The organism is Nakamurella panacisegetis (assembly GCF_900104535.1).
Classification (GTDB): Bacteria; Actinomycetota; Actinomycetes; order Mycobacteriales; family Nakamurellaceae; genus Nakamurella; species Nakamurella panacisegetis.
Map to the genome: position 1 here is coordinate 1,886,612 of NZ_LT629710.1, position 17,179 is coordinate 1,903,790.

Annotated in this window: 9 protein-coding genes, 1 pseudogene and 1 other annotated feature; of the genes and pseudogenes, 8 read left to right on the forward strand and 2 right to left on the reverse strand. The window is 67.3% G+C overall.

The features are described from left to right. The first annotated feature begins 272 nt into the window (after positions 1-272). From BLS97_RS08310 to BLS97_RS08340, 7 genes and pseudogenes are all read left to right on the forward strand, one after another. The gene (locus tag BLS97_RS08310; protein ID WP_157695299.1) at positions 273-3,710 is read left to right on the forward strand and encodes a beta strand repeat-containing protein; all 3,438 of its coding nucleotides are present in this window, start codon (positions 273-275) and stop codon (positions 3,708-3,710) included. Then, positions 3,707-4,246 carry a DUF7507 domain-containing protein gene (locus tag BLS97_RS08315; protein WP_157695300.1) on the forward strand — a complete coding sequence of 180 codons (540 nt, stop codon included), beginning with the start codon at positions 3,707-3,709 and terminating at the stop codon, positions 4,244-4,246. Before BLS97_RS08310 ends, BLS97_RS08315 begins: the two co-directional genes overlap by 4 nt. Then, entirely contained in the window at positions 4,243-6,639 is a 2,397-nt protein-coding gene (locus tag BLS97_RS08320; RefSeq protein WP_090475571.1) for a DUF7507 domain-containing protein, read from the forward strand. The genes BLS97_RS08315 and BLS97_RS08320 overlap by 4 nt, the downstream gene beginning before the upstream one ends. 48 nt (positions 6,640-6,687) lie before the next feature. After that, entirely contained in the window at positions 6,688-6,927 is a 240-nt protein-coding gene (locus tag BLS97_RS08325; RefSeq protein WP_090475572.1) for a hypothetical protein, read from the forward strand. Positions 6,928-7,023: 96 nt separating this feature from the next. After that, a pseudogene (locus BLS97_RS08330) lies at positions 7,024-7,326 on the forward strand (hypothetical protein); the annotation flags it as partial. 1,105 nt (positions 7,327-8,431) lie between these two features. Further along, positions 8,432-13,810, forward strand: a complete 5,379-nt coding sequence (locus BLS97_RS08335) for a DUF7927 domain-containing protein (protein WP_157695301.1) — start codon at positions 8,432-8,434, stop codon at positions 13,808-13,810. 116 nt (positions 13,811-13,926) lie between these two features. Beyond that, complete coding sequence (locus BLS97_RS08340; protein WP_157695302.1) at positions 13,927-14,730, forward strand: class F sortase; 804 nt, start codon at positions 13,927-13,929, stop codon at positions 14,728-14,730. Positions 14,731-14,871: 141 nt separating this feature from the next. Here the strand turns inward: BLS97_RS08340 and BLS97_RS22810 are convergent, their stop codons facing one another. After that, positions 14,872-15,420 (reverse strand): hypothetical protein, encoded by a 549-nt coding sequence (locus BLS97_RS22810; RefSeq protein WP_157695303.1) that lies wholly within the window; start codon positions 15,418-15,420, stop codon positions 14,872-14,874. Positions 15,421-15,461: 41 nt separating this feature from the next. Then, on the reverse strand, positions 15,462-15,695 hold the full coding sequence (locus BLS97_RS08350) for a hypothetical protein (RefSeq protein ID WP_090475577.1): 234 nt from the start codon (positions 15,693-15,695) through the stop codon (positions 15,462-15,464). 93 nt (positions 15,696-15,788) lie between these two features. Between BLS97_RS08350 and BLS97_RS08355 the strand changes: the two genes are divergently transcribed. Then, positions 15,789-17,038, forward strand: a protein-coding gene (locus tag BLS97_RS08355) for an IS3 family transposase (RefSeq protein WP_231988056.1) whose coding sequence is annotated in 2 segments (ribosomal slippage) — positions 15,789-16,074 and positions 16,074-17,038 — 1,251 coding nt in all. Because the reading frame shifts where the segments join, the coding sequence is not laid out codon by codon here. Then, positions 16,073-16,201: a sequence feature (AL1L pseudoknot), on the forward strand. Its footprint overlaps the gene before it by 129 nt. Positions 17,039-17,179 lie beyond the last annotated feature (141 nt).

Consider the following 17,179-nt stretch of genomic DNA (forward strand, 5'->3'; position numbering starts at 1 on the left):
CTCTTCGCATACGGACGGGCAGGCCACACGATCAGGTGACGCAGGCCCGCCGAACCGGCGCCGGGCCGGTCGATCCATGACCTTGTGCACGGTGAGTAGTCAGAGCAGGTGGCCGTGCGCCGGGTGAGAAACCGGGTGAGAACCCGGATGACATTTCCCTTCCGAGTCGTGGTTTCACTCGGGTGGCGTAAAGACTCCGTTCGTTCGTACTCGACCGCACGAGTGCAGTCGAGGGTTCACGTCTTTCGCCACCGCCACGCCAGGAGCCGGTCTTGTCCCGATACACGCCCCACCCCGCCGGTCAGCAACGTCCGGCATCTCGAGGGTTCACCGCTCTGCTTCCCATTCGGCGGCGCGCCGCGCACGCGGCCAGACGGACGATGGCCGGCACCGGGGTCATGATGTTGGTGGCCGGGGTGCTCTCGGTGGCCGGGGTGGTCGCGGTCAGTACTGCCCTCGCTCCCGTGGCGAGCGCTACCACTCCGGGTACGCCAGGGACGCCGCAAGCACCGTCGACGATCTATCAAGAGGATTTCCAGAATCGTCCCGGTCCGAGTCCCATCGTTCGGCTGAGTGGATACACGGGCACATCGGGACAGACCTACACGGCGAACGCGGCGTGGCTGACCAATTGCAACGGCTGGATCGCTTCGGCCGCGGAATCGATCACATCAGCGGCCCAGGTCGCCGATTGCGCCGGCGGGCAGCAGTTTTGGAACCAGTCGCAGCAGCTGGCCCAATCCATCGGCATGTTCCACGGGCAGACCGCCGCCGCCGCCACCGGCAACTACGCCGACACCGCTTTCACCTCGGGTAACCCCGGGGTCGGCAACGTCGAATTCCAGACGGCGACCAACATTCCGTTCATCGCCAGCGATCGGTTCCTGGCCTTCCGGGTTGATGTGGCCGCCATCAACTGCGCGGTATCGGGGCCGCTCCTTCAGTTCTCGCTACTGAACACTGCCGGCACGGCCACCGCGGCCGGCGGTCAGATCAACGCGTGCACCAGTACGACCACGGAATCGGTCCCGGCGTTGGGCAATGCCCCGGCGGCGACCATCAACGTGGGCACCTACACCTCCAACGGATCAGTCCTGTTCACCGGCACCTCCGTCGGGATCCGGATGGTCAACAACAACGGCAGCGGCACCGGCAACGACCACACCTTCGACAACGTCCAGATCCTGGACGTGACCCCGCAGCTCGACAAGTCGTTCAGTCCCACTTCGGTGAAGACGGGTGGGACGTCGACGCTGACTTTCACGATCACCAACACCACTGACCTCAGCGCGAAGAACGGCTGGTCCTTCACCGATTCGATGCCGGCGGGGTTGACGGTCGCGGCTCCAGCCGCCACCACGACGTGCCCCGCGGGCGTGGTGACGGCACCGGCCGGCGGCACCACCGCAACCGTGACCGGCAACCTGAGTGCCGGAATGGCCTCGTGCACGGTGACGGTGACCGTCACCTCGAACACGGCGGGCACCTACACCAACGGCCCGGGGAACGTGACCGAGTCGGGCCTGAACCCTCCGGGCAGCAGCAGCGTCACATTCAGCAACCCGTCCCTCGCGATCGTGAAGCACGCTGCCGTGACCGACGTGAACGGGGATGGACTCACCGATGCCGGTGACACCATCGCCTACACCTTCACCGTGACCAACACCGGCGACGTGGCGATGAGCAACATCGCAGTGGCCGATGCCAAGGCCGGTGCCGTGACCTGCCCGACGGGACCGCTGGCCGTCGGTGCTTCGACGACCTGTACGGCCGACAACGTGTACACGGTCACGGCGGCGGACGTCACAGCGGGCGCCGTCGACAACAGCGCGACGGCCAGCGGTACGCCCCCCGGCAGTACCACTCCGATCACCTCGACGCCGTCGACCACGCACACCCCGACCACCGCCGCGAACCCGGCGATCACCGTGGCGAAGACTGCGACTCCGTTGACTCTGACGGCGGCCGGGCAGACCGTGGCCTACTCGTTCCTGGTCACCAACACCGGCAACGTCACCCTCACCGATGTGCACCCGACCGAGACGGCGTTCTCCGGTACCGGCACGGCGCCGACGATCACCTGTCCGGCTGGGGCGGCGTCGCTGGCACCGGGTGAGTCGGTCACCTGTACGGCGACCTACACCGCCACGCAGGCCGATGCCGATGCCGGCACGGTGACCAACACGGCCACGGCCACGGGTACCCCGCCGGCGGGTGACACCCCGCCGGTGTCCGAGCCGTCGACCGTGGTCGTCACCATCACCCCGAACCCGGCGATCACCGTGGCGAAGACTGCGACTCCGTTGACTCTGACGGCGGCCGGGCAGACCGTGGCCTACTCGTTCCTGGTCACCAACACCGGCAACGTCACCCTCACCGATGTGCACCCGACCGAGACGGCGTTCTCCGGTACCGGCACGGCGCCGACGATCACCTGTCCGGCTGGGGCGGCGTCGTTGGCCCCGGGTGCGTCGGTCACCTGTACTGCGACCTACACCGCCACGCAGGCCGATGCCGATGCCGGCGCGGTGACCAACACGGCCACGGCCACGGGTACCCCGCCGGCGGGTGACACCCCGCCGGTGTCCGAGCCGTCGACCGTGGTCGTCACCATCACCCCGAACCCGGCGATCACCATGGTCAAGTCCGCCGACCCGTCGGACGCGGCCCACTTCACCGTGGGCCAGGTGATCACCTACTCGTTCGTGATCACGAACGCGGGCAACGTCACCCTGACCAACGTCACTCCCACTGAGGGCACGTTCACGGGGGCGGGAACTATGGCCGCGCCGACGTGCCCGGCCGGAGCTGCCTCGCTGGCCCCCGGTGCGCAGGTGACCTGCACCGCGACCTACACGCTCACGCAGGCGGACGTCGATGCCGGCTCCGTGACCAACGATGCGACGGCGACCGGAACGCCGCCGCCGGGTGACACCCCACCGGTGTCGCAGCCGTCGACGGTGACCATCCCCAGTAACCCGAACCCGGCGATCTCGCTGGTCAAATCGGCTACTCCGTCGACGATCACCGCCGCCGGGCAGACCGTGACGTACTCGTTCCTGGTGACCAACACCGGCAACGTCACTCTGACCGGCGCCAACGTCACCGACACCGCGTTCACCGGTACCGGCACACCGCCCACGATCACCTGCCCGAACGCTGCTGCCACGATGGCACCAGGCCAGTCGGTGACCTGCACCGCGACATATGTTGCGACCCAGGCCGATGTCGACGCCGGGACGATCACCAATACCGCCACGGCCACCGCTACGCCACCGCCGGGCAACAATCCGCCGGTATCCGAGCCGTCGACGGCGACGGTGACCATCACCCCGAACCCGGCGATCAGCGTCGTGAAGTCGGCCACGCCGGCGACGATCACCGCCGCCGGACAGACCGTGACGTACTCGTTCCTGGTGACCAACACCGGCAACGTCACTCTGGCCGATGCCACGGTCACCGACACCGCGTTCACCGGCACCGGGACGCCCCCGACGATCACCTGCCCGGCCGGTGCCGCGTCGCTGGCACCGGGTGAGTCGGTGACCTGCACCGCCACGTACGTCGCGACGCAGGCCGATGTTGATGCCGGCCTGATCAGCAACACCGCCACCGCGTCGGCGACGCCGCCCCCCGGGGACACCACACCGGTGTCGCCCCCGTCCACCGCCGTGGTCACCGCCACCGGAGTCCGGCGATCACCGTGGTGAAGTCCGCGTTGCCGACCACGATCACCGCCGCCGGACAGACCGTGACGTACTCGTTCCTGGTGACCAACACCGGCAACGTGTCGCTGACGAACCCGGTGGTCACCGATACCGCCTTCACCGGCACCGGCACGCCGTCGTCGATCACCTGCCCGGCGATCACCCTGGCCCCGGGCGGCTCCACCACCTGCACCTCGACATACGTTGCGACTCAGGCCGATGCGGACGCCGGAACCATCAGCAACACCGCGACCGCGACCGCGACCCCACCCCCGGGTGACGGAGCGCCGACATCCGAGCCGTCGACCGCGACCGTCACGGTCACCCCCGGCCCGGCGATCACTCTGGTGAAGTCGGCCTCGCCCTCCACGATCACCGCGGCCGGGCAGACCGTCACCTATTCGTTCGTGGTGACCAACTCGGGGAACGTCACCCTGACCGATGCCACCGTGACGGACGGTACGTTCTCCGGAACCGGCACGCGACCGAGCATCACCTGTCCGCCGGCGCCGCTTCGCTGGCCCCTGGCGCATCGGTGACCTGCACCGCCACCTACACCGCGACGCAAGCGGATGCCGATGCCGGTTCGGTCATCAACACCGCCACCGCGACCGCCACGCCGCCGGCGGGCGACACCCCGCCGACGTCAGAGCCCTCGACCGCAACCGTCGCGATCACGCCGGGTCCGGCATTGACCGTGGTGAAGTCGGCCACGCCGTCGGACCCGGTGAACTTCACCGTCGGCCAGGTGATCACCTACTCCTTCCTGATCACCAACGCCGGCAACGTCACGTTGACCGACGTGCGACCCACCGAAGGGACGTTCACCGGGTCCGGCACCATGTCCGCGCCGACCTGTCCGGCCGGAGCGGCTTCGCTGGCCCCGGGCGCGTCGGTCACCTGCACCGCGACCTACACCCTCACCCAGGCTGATGTCGACGCAGGGCATGTCACCAATGCGGCCAGTGCCACCGGCACCCCGCCGGCGGGTGACACCACGCCGGTGGCGCCGTCGTCGACGGTCACCATCCCGGGCACCCCGAACCCGGCGATCACCGTGGCGAAGACTGCGACTCCGTCGACTCTCACGGCGGCCGGGCAGACCGTGGTCTACTCGTTCCTGGTCACCAACACCGGCAACGTCACCCTCACCGATGTGCACCCGACCGAGACGGCGTTCTCCGGTACCGGGACGGCGCCGACGATCACCTGTCCGGCTGGGGCCGCGTCGTTGGCCCCGGGCGCGTCGGTCACCTGTACGGCGACCTACACCGCCACGCAGGCCGATGCGGATGCCGGCACGGTGACCAACACGGCCACGGCCACCGGTACCCCGCCGGCGGGTGACACCACCCCGGTGTCCGAGCCGTCGACGGCGACGGTGACCATCACCCCGAACCCGGCGATCACCGTGGTGAAATCTGCCGCTCCGATCAGCAGTGCCAGAGCCGGGCAGACCGTCACCTACTCGTTCCTGGTCACCAACACCGGCAATGTCACCCTGACCGGCGTGCACCCGGTCGAAGGGGTCTTCACCGGAACCGGGACGCTGTCGGCACCGGTGTGCCCAACCGGCACTGCGTCTCTGGCTCCGGGCGCGCAAATGGTCTGCACCGCTGCGTATGTGCTGAGCCAGGCGGACATCAACTCCGGGGCGATCAGCAACACCGCCACCGCGACGGGCACGCCACCGGGCGAAAGCACCCCGCCGGTGTCGCCGCCGTCGACCGTGACCGTTCCACTGCCGCCGGCACCGGCGATCACCGTGGTGAAATCGGCGTCGCCGGCCGATGCCGCGTCGTTCAAGGTGGGCGAGAAGATCACCTACAGCTTCGTGGTCACCAATACCGGCAACGTCACGCTCACCGACGTACATCCCAGCGAAGGCACGTTCAGCGGATCGGGAACGATGTCTGCCCCGGTGTGCCCCGCCGGTGCGGCTTCGCTGGCACCGGGTGCCTCGGTGACCTGCACCGCCGGGTACACGGTGACGCAGGCGGATGTCGATGCCGGGAAGATCACCAACGTGGCGACCGCAACGGGCACGCCACCGACCAGCACCCCGCCGGTATCACCGCCGTCGAAGGTGACCGTGCCCAATGATCCGAAACCTGCTCTCTCCGTGCTGAAGTCAGCGAGCCTGACCACGATCACCGGCGCGGGTCAGAAGGTCGGCTACTCGTTCCTGGTGACCAACACCGGCAACGTCACGCTGACCAACGTCACCGTGTCCGACGCCGGGTTCTCCGGTACGGGTCCGCTGTCGCCGGTGACCTGTCCGGCTGCGGCCGCGAAGATGCTGCCCGGGGCGAGCATCACCTGCACCGCCAGCTACACGACGACGCAGGCCGATGTGGATGCCGGGAAGCTGGTCAACACGGCCACCGCCGGCGCTACTCCGCCCGGCGGTGGGACGGTCACCTCTCCGCCGTCGAAGGTGACGGTGACGGTCAGCAAGCTCGGACTGGTGAAGACCGCCAACGCGATCGACAGCAATCGTGACGGCCGGATCGATGCCGGTGACCAGATCGCCTGGACGTTGGTCGTCACCAACCAGGGCACCACCACAGTCGGTGACGTCGTTGTGTCCGACCCGACCGCCGGGGCGGTGACCTGCCCAGCCAGCACCCTCACGGCGGGTGAGTCGATGTCGTGCACTGCACCGAATCACACCATCACGGAGGCCGACGCGGCGGCCGGCACGGTGGACAACACGGCCGTCGCCACCGGAACCGGTGTGACGACCCAGGTGCAGTCGGCCCACGCGCACGCCAGCGTCCCGGTCCAACCGGCACCCATCGCCCCGACCCCCGACCCGCCACTGGCCTACACCGGCGCGCCGGCCCTACCGCAACTCCTCGGTGCCGCGGCGCTGCTGCTACTCCTGGGAGCTTCGACGACGCTGGCCGCACGGCGCCGCCGACGGATCTAGCCGCGGCACCGAGCCCAGAGCGGGGTCGCCGGCTCAACACCGGCCCGGGTGGTGACGTTGCTGCGCCGCGGTGGCCGGCAACGCAAACTTCAATCGACGGCCGAGCACGTCGTGGCCGCGCTGCGCGCCGAGCAGCTCGCCGCCCGGCCGGTGGTCGTCGGTGCCTACGCGGCCAGCACTACGGCGTTGGTCGCCGTCATCGCCGCACTGTCGGCTCAGGTCAACGTTTTCTGGGTGAGCAGGTGGGTCAGTCTTTTGGCCGGCACCCGGACGCTGAGATCTATCTAAGCCAGCCCGTCTCGGGCAGATCCTCGGGGCCCGGGTCTCGCTGAATTTGGTGACGACCCCAGCCGTTACGCAGACGCCAACGCCCACCGCAACTACTCCGGGATGTCGCCGATCACCAAGGCTTCCGGCAAGAGCCGCGTCGTGCTGGCCCGCTATGCCCGCAACCGAAGGCTCGCCGACGCGCTGCACCAACAGGCGATCGCAGCGCTGAACGCCTCGGCCGGGGCCAGAGCGTTTTACGACGCCCACCGCACGCGCGGCAGCACCCACTATCAAGCACTCCGTGTCCTGGCAACAAACTCACCGGCATCCTGCACGGCTGCCTGGATCATCACGAGCTCTACGACGAAACAATCGCCTGGTCCGGGCAGGAAGCTGCGGCCGCCGCTTGACAAGTGAGAACCGGGGATGTCTGGGCAGTCCCGACCACCCGGCGTTGTATCGTGGCGGACTGCACTTGTCGTCGGACGAGCCGGTAACCCGTCCTACGGGTTCCAGTGGATCTCGGCAAGGCCGTCATCCTATTATTAGGGCTAATAATTGAATGGCTGCCATTGTTCGAGATTTGCCGGCATTCTGCCCACAATCGATGGTGATTCGGGCTGAATCAGGGTGATCAACGAGCGAACGGTGACGCCAAGACGATCACCATAGCCGCAGGTCAGAGTCAGCTTCAGGCTCTTTCAACCGCATTCTTTTGGAATTTGCAAGGCGGGGGTTAGGTGTTCGATTCCCTTCGTCTCCACCAGTGTTGTGGCTGATCAGGGCCGATCCAGTTGATCGTGGGCTGGCTCACCCGACGTGCGACCATCTGCCGCGGATCGACGGCTATAGAGTCGAGCCGTCGGTGAAGAACGGTCCCGCGCCACTGGCCAGCCCGGGCTGCACTGGCACAACAACGGCCCGGCTCCACAGGCACCTCGGCGGCCTACCGCCAGCGCTGTTCGAAGGCGCGTTCGAAGCAACAGGACTGACCCACCAACCCCTGGCCCCTTGGCCGGAATCGGGTAGTCCGAGCTCCACCGAACCCCAGGGCGGGTCACCCCGAATGGGTGACGTTGCTAGCCACCCGATCGGGCCCGTTTCGGCGATCTTTCGTGCGGACTTGTAGCGGTCGGCCATGGTGGCCTTCGAATCTCACCCGATTTTGGGCCATCTCGTAGGTCGCGCTGATCCTGGTCCAGCGCAACCTTCTCACACAGAGCGACCGACGGGCTCCGAAAGAGGCCGCGACGTCCCTCGTTCGATGTCATTCTTCGCTCGCATGCCGTACAAACTGCGTGTGGCCACTCTCCGCGCACGCCGCTGAGTGAGTGAGTCATCGTCTGGTACTCCAAGCTCGAGGAGCCCTATCTTGTTCAATCGCGCCGCAACTCGTTCCTCCGGGCATGTGATGTCGGGTAGGAGGGCTCGGAGTGCCGGTCGGCTGCGCAGGTTGCGCGCCGCAGGCGTTTTGCTCACGGTCGTTGCGCTGCTGTCACCGTTCGCCGGTACGACGGTAGCGATGGCCGTACCGGCGACGACGACGGCCAAGCATGACGTGGTGGCGAACCGGACCGGTTCTCCGACCCCGACGGCGGCCAAACAGGACAGGCGGGCGAACCGGGCCGGTTCCCCGGCACCGACGAAGGCTCGTCCGCTCGCCGGCGTTGCGGCCCCGGCTGCTTCGACGGCGACGTCTGACTTCAGCAAGACGGCCACGAACCTGCAGAACAACTCCAGGGCCAACTCGGCCACCGGCGCGCAGGGCACCGCGCAACCCGGTGACACGGTCCGGTGGGCGCTGGTGTACCAGAACAAGACCGGTGCGGATGCCACTGTCTCGGTCAACGACCAGATCACCGGCGGGCAGACCTACGTCCTGAACTCGCTGCAGACCTCGCCCAACTTCATCGGCAACGTCACCGGCAACACCGTGAGCGCGACCGGCACGGTGCTGAGCACGGCGACTTCCGGCCGGTCACCGACGTTCAACGCTGCGGCCGTGAATTTCTCGACGCCGGGCGGCGACGGCTATTCGGTCGAGGGCTTCGGGAACAGCATCTACACCGTCTTTCACCACAACAACTCGCCCACGGCGGTCTTCTGTTCGACCCTCACGAACCAGGTCTGCCCCGGCTGGCCAGGCTTCTCGACCTTCGTGGACCCTACTGCGGGCACGCCGATCGGCCAGGGCACGGCAGGGGTCTACACAACCGCCCTGACCAACGGTTCCTTCATCGAGAACGGCCGGTTGTACTGGCCGGTCTCCCAGAATGGCGCCAACGGCGTGGACCCGTTCGGGATGCAATGCCTCGATCTAATCGCCAATGTCAGCTGCGGGTACAACCAGTTGGGGACGACGACGGTTCCCGGTTACCCGCTATCCGGTGACGGGATCGCCGCGAGCGACGGCAACTACTACTACTTGGACCTCAACGGCTTCTTGCAGTGCGTGAGCCCGACTGGCACGTCCTGCGGGGCAGTGAACGTTGCGGGTGGGGCTCCGATTGCGGTGGCCGGTTCGCGGGAGGTCGGCACCTACGGGCGCTACGTGTACGCCAGCTACCGGGGCTCGATCGACTCGCTCGAACATCTGACCTGCTACGACACCGCCACCAGCGCCGTTTGCCCCGGCTTTCCCGCGACGGTCGGTACCCCGGGACCGAACTACGACAGCGAGGTCTTCCCCGTCGTCTCTCCGGCCGGCACGTTGCTCGGAGCGTGCGCGGTGTACAACTCGGCTTGCTTCGACACCGCCGGCAATGCGATCGGCAATCCCTGGGCCGGGACCTCCTACAGCTTCTCGCCGTTGAACAACAATGGCTTCGGCACCGGCGTGCTGGTCGGTACGAAGTACTACACCGGTAACGGCGACCAGGTCGACTGCTACGACTTCGCCCAGCCCCTCGTCGGCGGCAAGGTGCAGCCCTGCGCGGCGTTCACCACCAACCCGCCGGACCTGAGGAGCTACACCGTCCGCGCCCTGCAGAACCTCCCGGGCTGCATGGCGTCCAACGGTGACGGGGCCCAGATCAGCGTCTTCAACGCGGCCACCGGCGCTCCCTGCTCGACCGCGTCGCAGAGTGTCAAGCTCACGCCGACCGATTCCTACTGCGACGGCCGGTCTGCCCATGTCCAGTCCTGGGAAACGGTGACGCTGCCCGGTCTGGACGGTTCGCAGTATGCAGGGGCCACGCTGACGCTCTTCGGCGCGGACGGAAACCCGTTGCCGGCGTGGACGAATGTGCCGTTCCCGGCCAGCGGGGCGCAGACGATCGACATCTCCTCGATCCCGGTGACGGGCAACACGGCGACGCTGACGGCTCAGGTGAACATCGCGGCCGTGTCCGACACGGCGGCGGTGGACGCTTCCCGGATAACGGTGGCCTGGCAGGGCGATCCGGTGCAGATCGCCTGCTACGAGACGGTGATTGCGCCGGTGGCGTGCCTGCAGAGCAGCGTCGTGTCGAACACCGCGACCGCGGTGACGACCGCCGGGACCATCACCGACGGCCCCGCCGGCAACTCGACCGGTCCGGCGATCTTCAACGTGGCCCCCTCGGCGGCGCAGTGCATGTTGCATGTGCTGAAGACAGGGGCACCGGATCCAGCGAAACCAGGGACGACGGTGACGTACACGATCACCGTCCACAACACCGGCACGATGGACTACACCGCCGGCGATCCGGCCCGCTTCACCGACGACATCACCGACGTGCTGAAGGACTCGGCGTACAACGCGGCAAGCCTGACCTCTACCCCCGGGACGACTGCGTCCTACGATCCGACGTCCAATGTGATCTCCTGGTCGGGGCCGCTCGCGGCGGATGCGACGGCGACGATCACCTACACGGTGACGGTGGACAGTCCGGATACCGGTGACCACTCGATGTTCAACCGGGTGGTGACTCCGTCGGGCACGCCGGCGAACTGTGCAGCGAACTCCACCGACCCGGACTGTGCCTCGCTCGTCCAGGTGCCGGATCTGAAGGTGTCGAAAGCGGCCAACCCCGCCGACGGCTCCGCCGTCGTGGCCGGTCAGGTGGTCACGTACACGCTCACCTTCCAGAATATCGGCAAGGGCACCGCGGCCGTGGACTGGACCGACGATCTGACCAAGGTCCTGGACGACGCGACGGTGACGAGTGCGCCGGCGGCCTCCAACGCGAACCTGACCGTCGGTGCGGTTACCGCTGGCACATTCGCCGTGACCGGTAGCGTGCCGGCCGGCGCGACCTACACGGTGAGTTACCAGGTCACGGTGAAGCCGGACGGCCAGCGGGGCGACAACGACATGGCCAACTTCGTGGTCCCGACCGGCACCACGCCGCCGACCAACTGCGTCTCCGGTGACCCTTTGTGCACCGACCACAAGATCCCGCAGGTGTCGGTGACCAAGTCGTCCAACCCGGTCGACGGTGCCAACGTCTCCTCCGGTGATGCCATCGCCTACACGCTGACGTTCCAGAACACCGGCGCGGCGGCCGGCAACCTGGACTACGTCGACAACCTCACCGACGTGCTCGATGACGCGAGCATCACCGGCACGCCAGTGGCCTCGAGTGGGAACGTGACGGTGGGTGCGGTCTCCGGCGGTCGGTTGCCGATCACCGGGACCATCCCGGCCGGGGCGACCTACACCGTGACGTACACGGTGACGGTGAAGCCGTTCGCGCAGCAGGGCAACCACGTGCTGCTCAACTACGTCGCCCCGCCCGGAACGCAACCGCCCTCTGCAGGCACTTGCGTCGCGGACCCGACTTGTGTGACGCACCCGATCCCGCACCTGTCGATCGTCAAGACCGCGTCGACGACGGATCGCCCGGCACCGGGAGACAAGGTGACCTACACGGTGACGGTGACCAACGACGGGTCGGTCGACTACACCGCAGGTAGCCCGGCGACGATGACCGACGACCTGACCAAGGTGCTCGATGACGCCACCTACGACAGCGACGCCGCCGCCACTTCGGGCAGCACGCCGTCGGTCAGCGGCAACACGCTGACCTGGTCCGGTCCGTTGGCAGTGACCCAGGCGGTGACGATCACCTACTCGGTGACCTACCACGGCACCGGCGACACGATCATGACCAACACCGCGTGCGTGCCTAAGCAGGGGCAGGATCCGAACTGTGACACGGTGTCGGTACCGGCGGCCTTGATCACCGCGTCCAAGGCGGTGGCCCCGGCGAACGGGTCCACCGTGGTCGCCGGGCAGGTCCTGACCTACACGCTGACCTTCGCCAACACCGGTGAGGGGGCCGGCAGCATCAGCTACACCGACGACCTGTCCAAAGTTCTCGACGACGCCAGCCTGACCAGCGGCCCAACTGCGTCCAACGCAGCGCTGACGGTGGGCTCGGTGACTACCGGGAAGTTCCAGGTCTTCGGTGTGGTGCCCGGTAAGACCAGCTACACGGTCACCTACACCGTGACGGTGAAGCCGGACGGGCAGCGCGGCGACAACGCGTTGGACAACTTCCTGTTCCCGACCGGCACCACCCCGCCGGTCAGCTGCGACCCGGCCGACCCGTTGTGCACGCACAACCCGGTCTCGCAGATCGTGCCCAGCAAATCGGTCGATCCCAAGTCCGGATCGGTGGTCACCGCCGGCCAGGTGCTGACCTACACGCTGGGTTTCCACAACACGGGGGCCGTGGCTGGATCGGTGGACTACACCGACGACCTCACCGGTGTGCTCGACGACGCGACGCTGACGAGCGCGCCGGCGGCCTCGAACACACATCTGACGATCGGTGCGGTCACCGGCGGCACGTTCCAGATCACCGGGACGGTCCCGGTCGGCGCGACCTACACCGTCACCTACCGGGTGACCGTCAAACCGGACGGGCACCGCGGCAATGACACCGCCAGCAACTTCCTCACCAGGACCGGAGGAGCCCACGGCAGCACCTGCGGTCCGAAGGACCCGCTCTGCACGACCAACCCGATGCCCGACGTCATCGAGTGGAAGACCGTCGACCCGACCACCGGCACCACGGTGGACCCGGGACAGACATTGACCTACACGCTGCACTACCACAACATCGGTGCGGCAGCAGGTGCGGTCAACCGGGTCGATGACATCACCCAACTCGTCGACGACGCAGCGGTGACCAGCCAGCCGGTCACCTCCAACCCGGCACTGAAGGCGACAGCGTTCGGCTCCAAGCACCGCTCCGCGATCACCGGCACGCTCGCCGCCGGTCAGACGGTGACGATCACCTACCGCGTGAAGGTCGCCAATCCCGACCACGGCGACGGCCAGCTCGCGAACTTCCTGCTCAAGCCGACCGACCCGCCCTCCAGCTCACCCAAGTGCACCCCGGCCGATCCGCAGCATCCGACCTGCACGGTCAACCCGGTCAACCGACCCGGCACCCCGCACCCGGGGATCAGCCTGCTGAAAACCGCTGACAAGAGCGTCATCGACCAGGTCGGAGAACTGGTCACCTACAGCTTCAAGATCACCAACACCGGCAACATCACCCTGCACAACACCGCCGTCCAGGAAGGAACATTCACCGGCACCGGACAACTGTCCGCGATCAGCTGCCCGGCCGCCGCCGCATCATTGGCTCCCAGCGCCAGCGTCACCTGCACCGCGACCTACGTCGCCACCCAAGCCGACGTCGACGCCGGAACCATCAACAACACCGCCGCCGCCACCGGCACCCCCACCGGCGGCACTGCACTCATCTCCAACCCCTCCAAAGTCGTCGTCCTCGCCGACACTCAACAAACCCCGCCCCCACCTACGGTCATCGACACCGGCAACGCCGGCGACGGCACCGGACCCAACACCGGCATGATCATCACCGGGATCACCATCCTGGCGCTGGTGATGCTCGGCGGCGCCGCGTGGATCATCACTACCCGACGAACCCGTCGGAAGGTCTGACGCCAACATCGATTGACGCGACACCCGTTGGGCCCGAAGGTTGAAATCAAACCTTCGGGCCCACCGGCCTTTCGGCCCCCAGTACGGCTCCGATCAAAGCGAAGGCGACAGTGTCGATGATCTCCCCCTCAGCAGCGATGCCGGCCAAGGCCGCGTCGGGTCGACGTCCACGCCGGCGACGGTGGCTGCCGTGGCTGATCGCCTCGCTGATGATCGCAGCGACCGGTGTGGCCACAGCTCTGATCGTGGCTGGGTCCAGATCGGTTCCACCGCCGCCGGCCCCTGTGCCGCAGCATCCGTTCACCGCAGCGGTTCCGCCGGCGGCACTGTTGCCCGGGGATGTGCTGCCGCCGGCGACCGGTCCGGTCGGCGGCAGCGCAGGCAACAACGGATCCGACGGTGGGGGCCGGCCCAGTGGCAGTGGCACCGCACCGCCCCGGCACGTCGGGCCGTGGACTTTCGACGGCGCGAACCGGCTGTTCGTGCAGTCACTGGGCATCGACGCGCCGGTGCTGCCGGTCGGCACCGACCGCGGCGGCCTGATCATCCCCGGCGACGTGCGGCAGGTAGGCAGGTGGAGCGGCGGCGCGGACATCGATGATCAGCACGGAACGGTGCTGATCGCCGGCCATGTCAACTTCGTCGGGCAAGGCGAGGGGGCCCTGTACAACCTCTACACCGTGCAGCCAGGAGCTATCGTGGTGACCACCGACAGCAAAGGCGTGCGTATCTCCTGGCGGGTGATCGCGCTGGACTCGATTGACAAGAAGGCTCTGCCCGCCGGCATCTTCACCCGCACCGGCCCGCGACGGTTGGTCCTGGTCACCTGCGGCGGGAACCTGCTGCACGTCGACGGGCTCAACGGCGGCTACAACACCTACCAGAACAACACACTCGCCTACGCCGTCCCTGCGGGCTGACCGAGCCGGCGGTGAATCCGCTGCCCATCGGCAGCACGGCCGGAGCGAACACGACGCCGAACCGGCGACCGCCGGTACAGGTGTTCATCATTGACACCTGCCTTCGGGCCGGCAGGCCTACGGTCATGCCGACAGAACTGACTAGCCGACACCCCTGAGGACGCAGAGCATCTTAGGTGGGGTGGTGAACTGCTTGGTGGCGGTCCAAGTCTTCTTTTCGCCGGGTTTGACAGTGAAGTGGGTTTGGCTGGTGTCGATGACCGTGGCGGCGGTGGTGGTGAAGAAGACAGTGATGGTGTAAGCGATCGCCTTCTTGCCGGGGTTGGTGGCGGTGCCGGTAGCCCCCCATCCCCCGGTGACGCTCTTGCAGCCGGTCAGGGCGACGTTGGCGCGGAGATTCGCCTTGTTGAGTGCCGAGGTGGGGATCGATGCGGCCGCGGTGACGCCCTTGGGAAGGCCGGGTGCAGAGGACTTGCCGGAGGTGGACCCCGCGGAGGCTTTCGAGGTACCTGACGCCGCACCTGAGGTCGTGGGCAGTGCGGTGGTCCCCGTCGCACCTGTAGTCGGAGAAACTGCGGTGGTGGTTGACGGCGCTGGGCCGGCGGTGGAGGTGGAGCTGCAGCCGGTCATTGACAGCCCGGCCGCAGCCAGTAGCGCGGTCACGGTCTTCTTGCTGAATACGGTGCGCATCTGTGTGGTCCCTTGATCGTGCTTTTGTAGTGGACGGGTCCTTAGCCGGCGAATTGGTTGGACCCAACTGCGACCGTGACCCCGCTGCGGGCGGCGACCGCGGCGTTGTCGACCGCGCCCGGCACAGCATCGGCGCCGGTGATGGGGCGATTCGCCGTGGTGCAGGCCATCGACTCTCCCGCCGTCGAGATCATCCCCGGGCCGAACGCCGTCCCGGTCATCGGATCCGAGACCACAATGTTGCTGACCGCCGCCGACCCGAGGTTGCTGACCACCAACGTACCTCGGGCACCCCGACAGCGTTCCGATCGGCACGGTGAACCACCCCGGCATGTCCGGACACTCCTCTTGTTAGGAAAGATGGAGTCATGGCGAGTACGTCGAAGCGGTACCCGGCCGAGTTGAAGGACCGGGCGGTGCGGATGGTGGCGGAGATCCGGTCCGATCATGGGTCGGAGTGGGCGGCGGTGGAGTCGGTCGCGGCGAAGTTGGGGATCGGGACTGCGCAGACGGTGCAGAACTGGGTCCGCCGCGCCGAGGTCGATGCCGGCAAACGGCCGGGGGTGTCCTCCGAGGCGGCGGAGGAGCTGCGGAAGTTGCGGGCGGAGAACCGAGAGTTGAAGCGGGCCAACGAGATATTGAAGTCGGCGTCAACTTTTTTCGCGGCGGAGCTCGACCGCCGACAGAAGTGATCATCAGCTACATCGATCAGCACAAGGCGGAATACGGCGTCGGGACGATCTGCCGGGTGCTCACCGAGCACGGCTGCAAGATCGCGTCGTCCACCTACTACGACCGCACCCACCAGCAGCCCTCCGCCCGCGCTGTCCGGGACGAGGCGCTGTCCGCGCAGGTCAGTGCGGTGCATGCGGAGAACTACGGCGTCTACGGGGCGCGGAAGGTGTGGTTGACGCTGAACCGGGAGGGCACCGCGGTGGCCCGGTGCACGGTGGAGCGGCTGATGCGCCGGCTCGGTCTGGTCGGGGCTCGTCGGGGCAAGGTCAAACGCACCACTATCGCCGACCCGCAAGCGCAACGGGCCAGTGATCTGGTGGATCGTCATTTCGACCCGGAGGCGCCAGATCGCCTATGGGTGGCCGACTTCACGTATGTTTCGACGTGGTCCGGGTGGGTGTACGTGGCGTTCGTGATCGATGCCTACTCCCGTCGGATCGTGGGGTGGCGATCGGCGACCACGATGACCGCGCAACTCGTCCTGGACGCCATCGAGCACGCGATCTGGACCCGGCAACGTGAAGGGGTGCAGGACCTTTCGGGGCTGATTCACCACAACGACCGCGGATCTCAATATACGTCTGTGGCGTTCACCGAGCGGCTGGCCGACGCCGGCATCGACGCCTCCGTTGGTCGCACCGGGGACAGTTTCGACAATGCTCTGGCCGAGACGATCAACGGGCTCTACAAGACCGAGCTGATCAAGCCCCGCGGCCCGTGGCGGACCGTCGAGCAGGTCGAAGTCGCCACCCTGGAATGGGTCGACTGGTTCAACCACCGCCGCCTGTACGAGCACAACGGCGACCTCCCACCGGTCGAACTCGAGCAGGCCCACTACGCTCAAATCAGAGCCCAGCAAACCGCTGCGCTCTCAAACCCGTAGGTGTCCGGACATGCCGGGGTGGTTCACGGTGGAGTGAAGCGGCCCCTCGCAGATTTGTACCGGACCGGGTGAATCGCCAGCGATCTACCGAAGGCCGCACGTTAGGAGGATCTGCGCATCACTCTAAAACACAGACGGGGC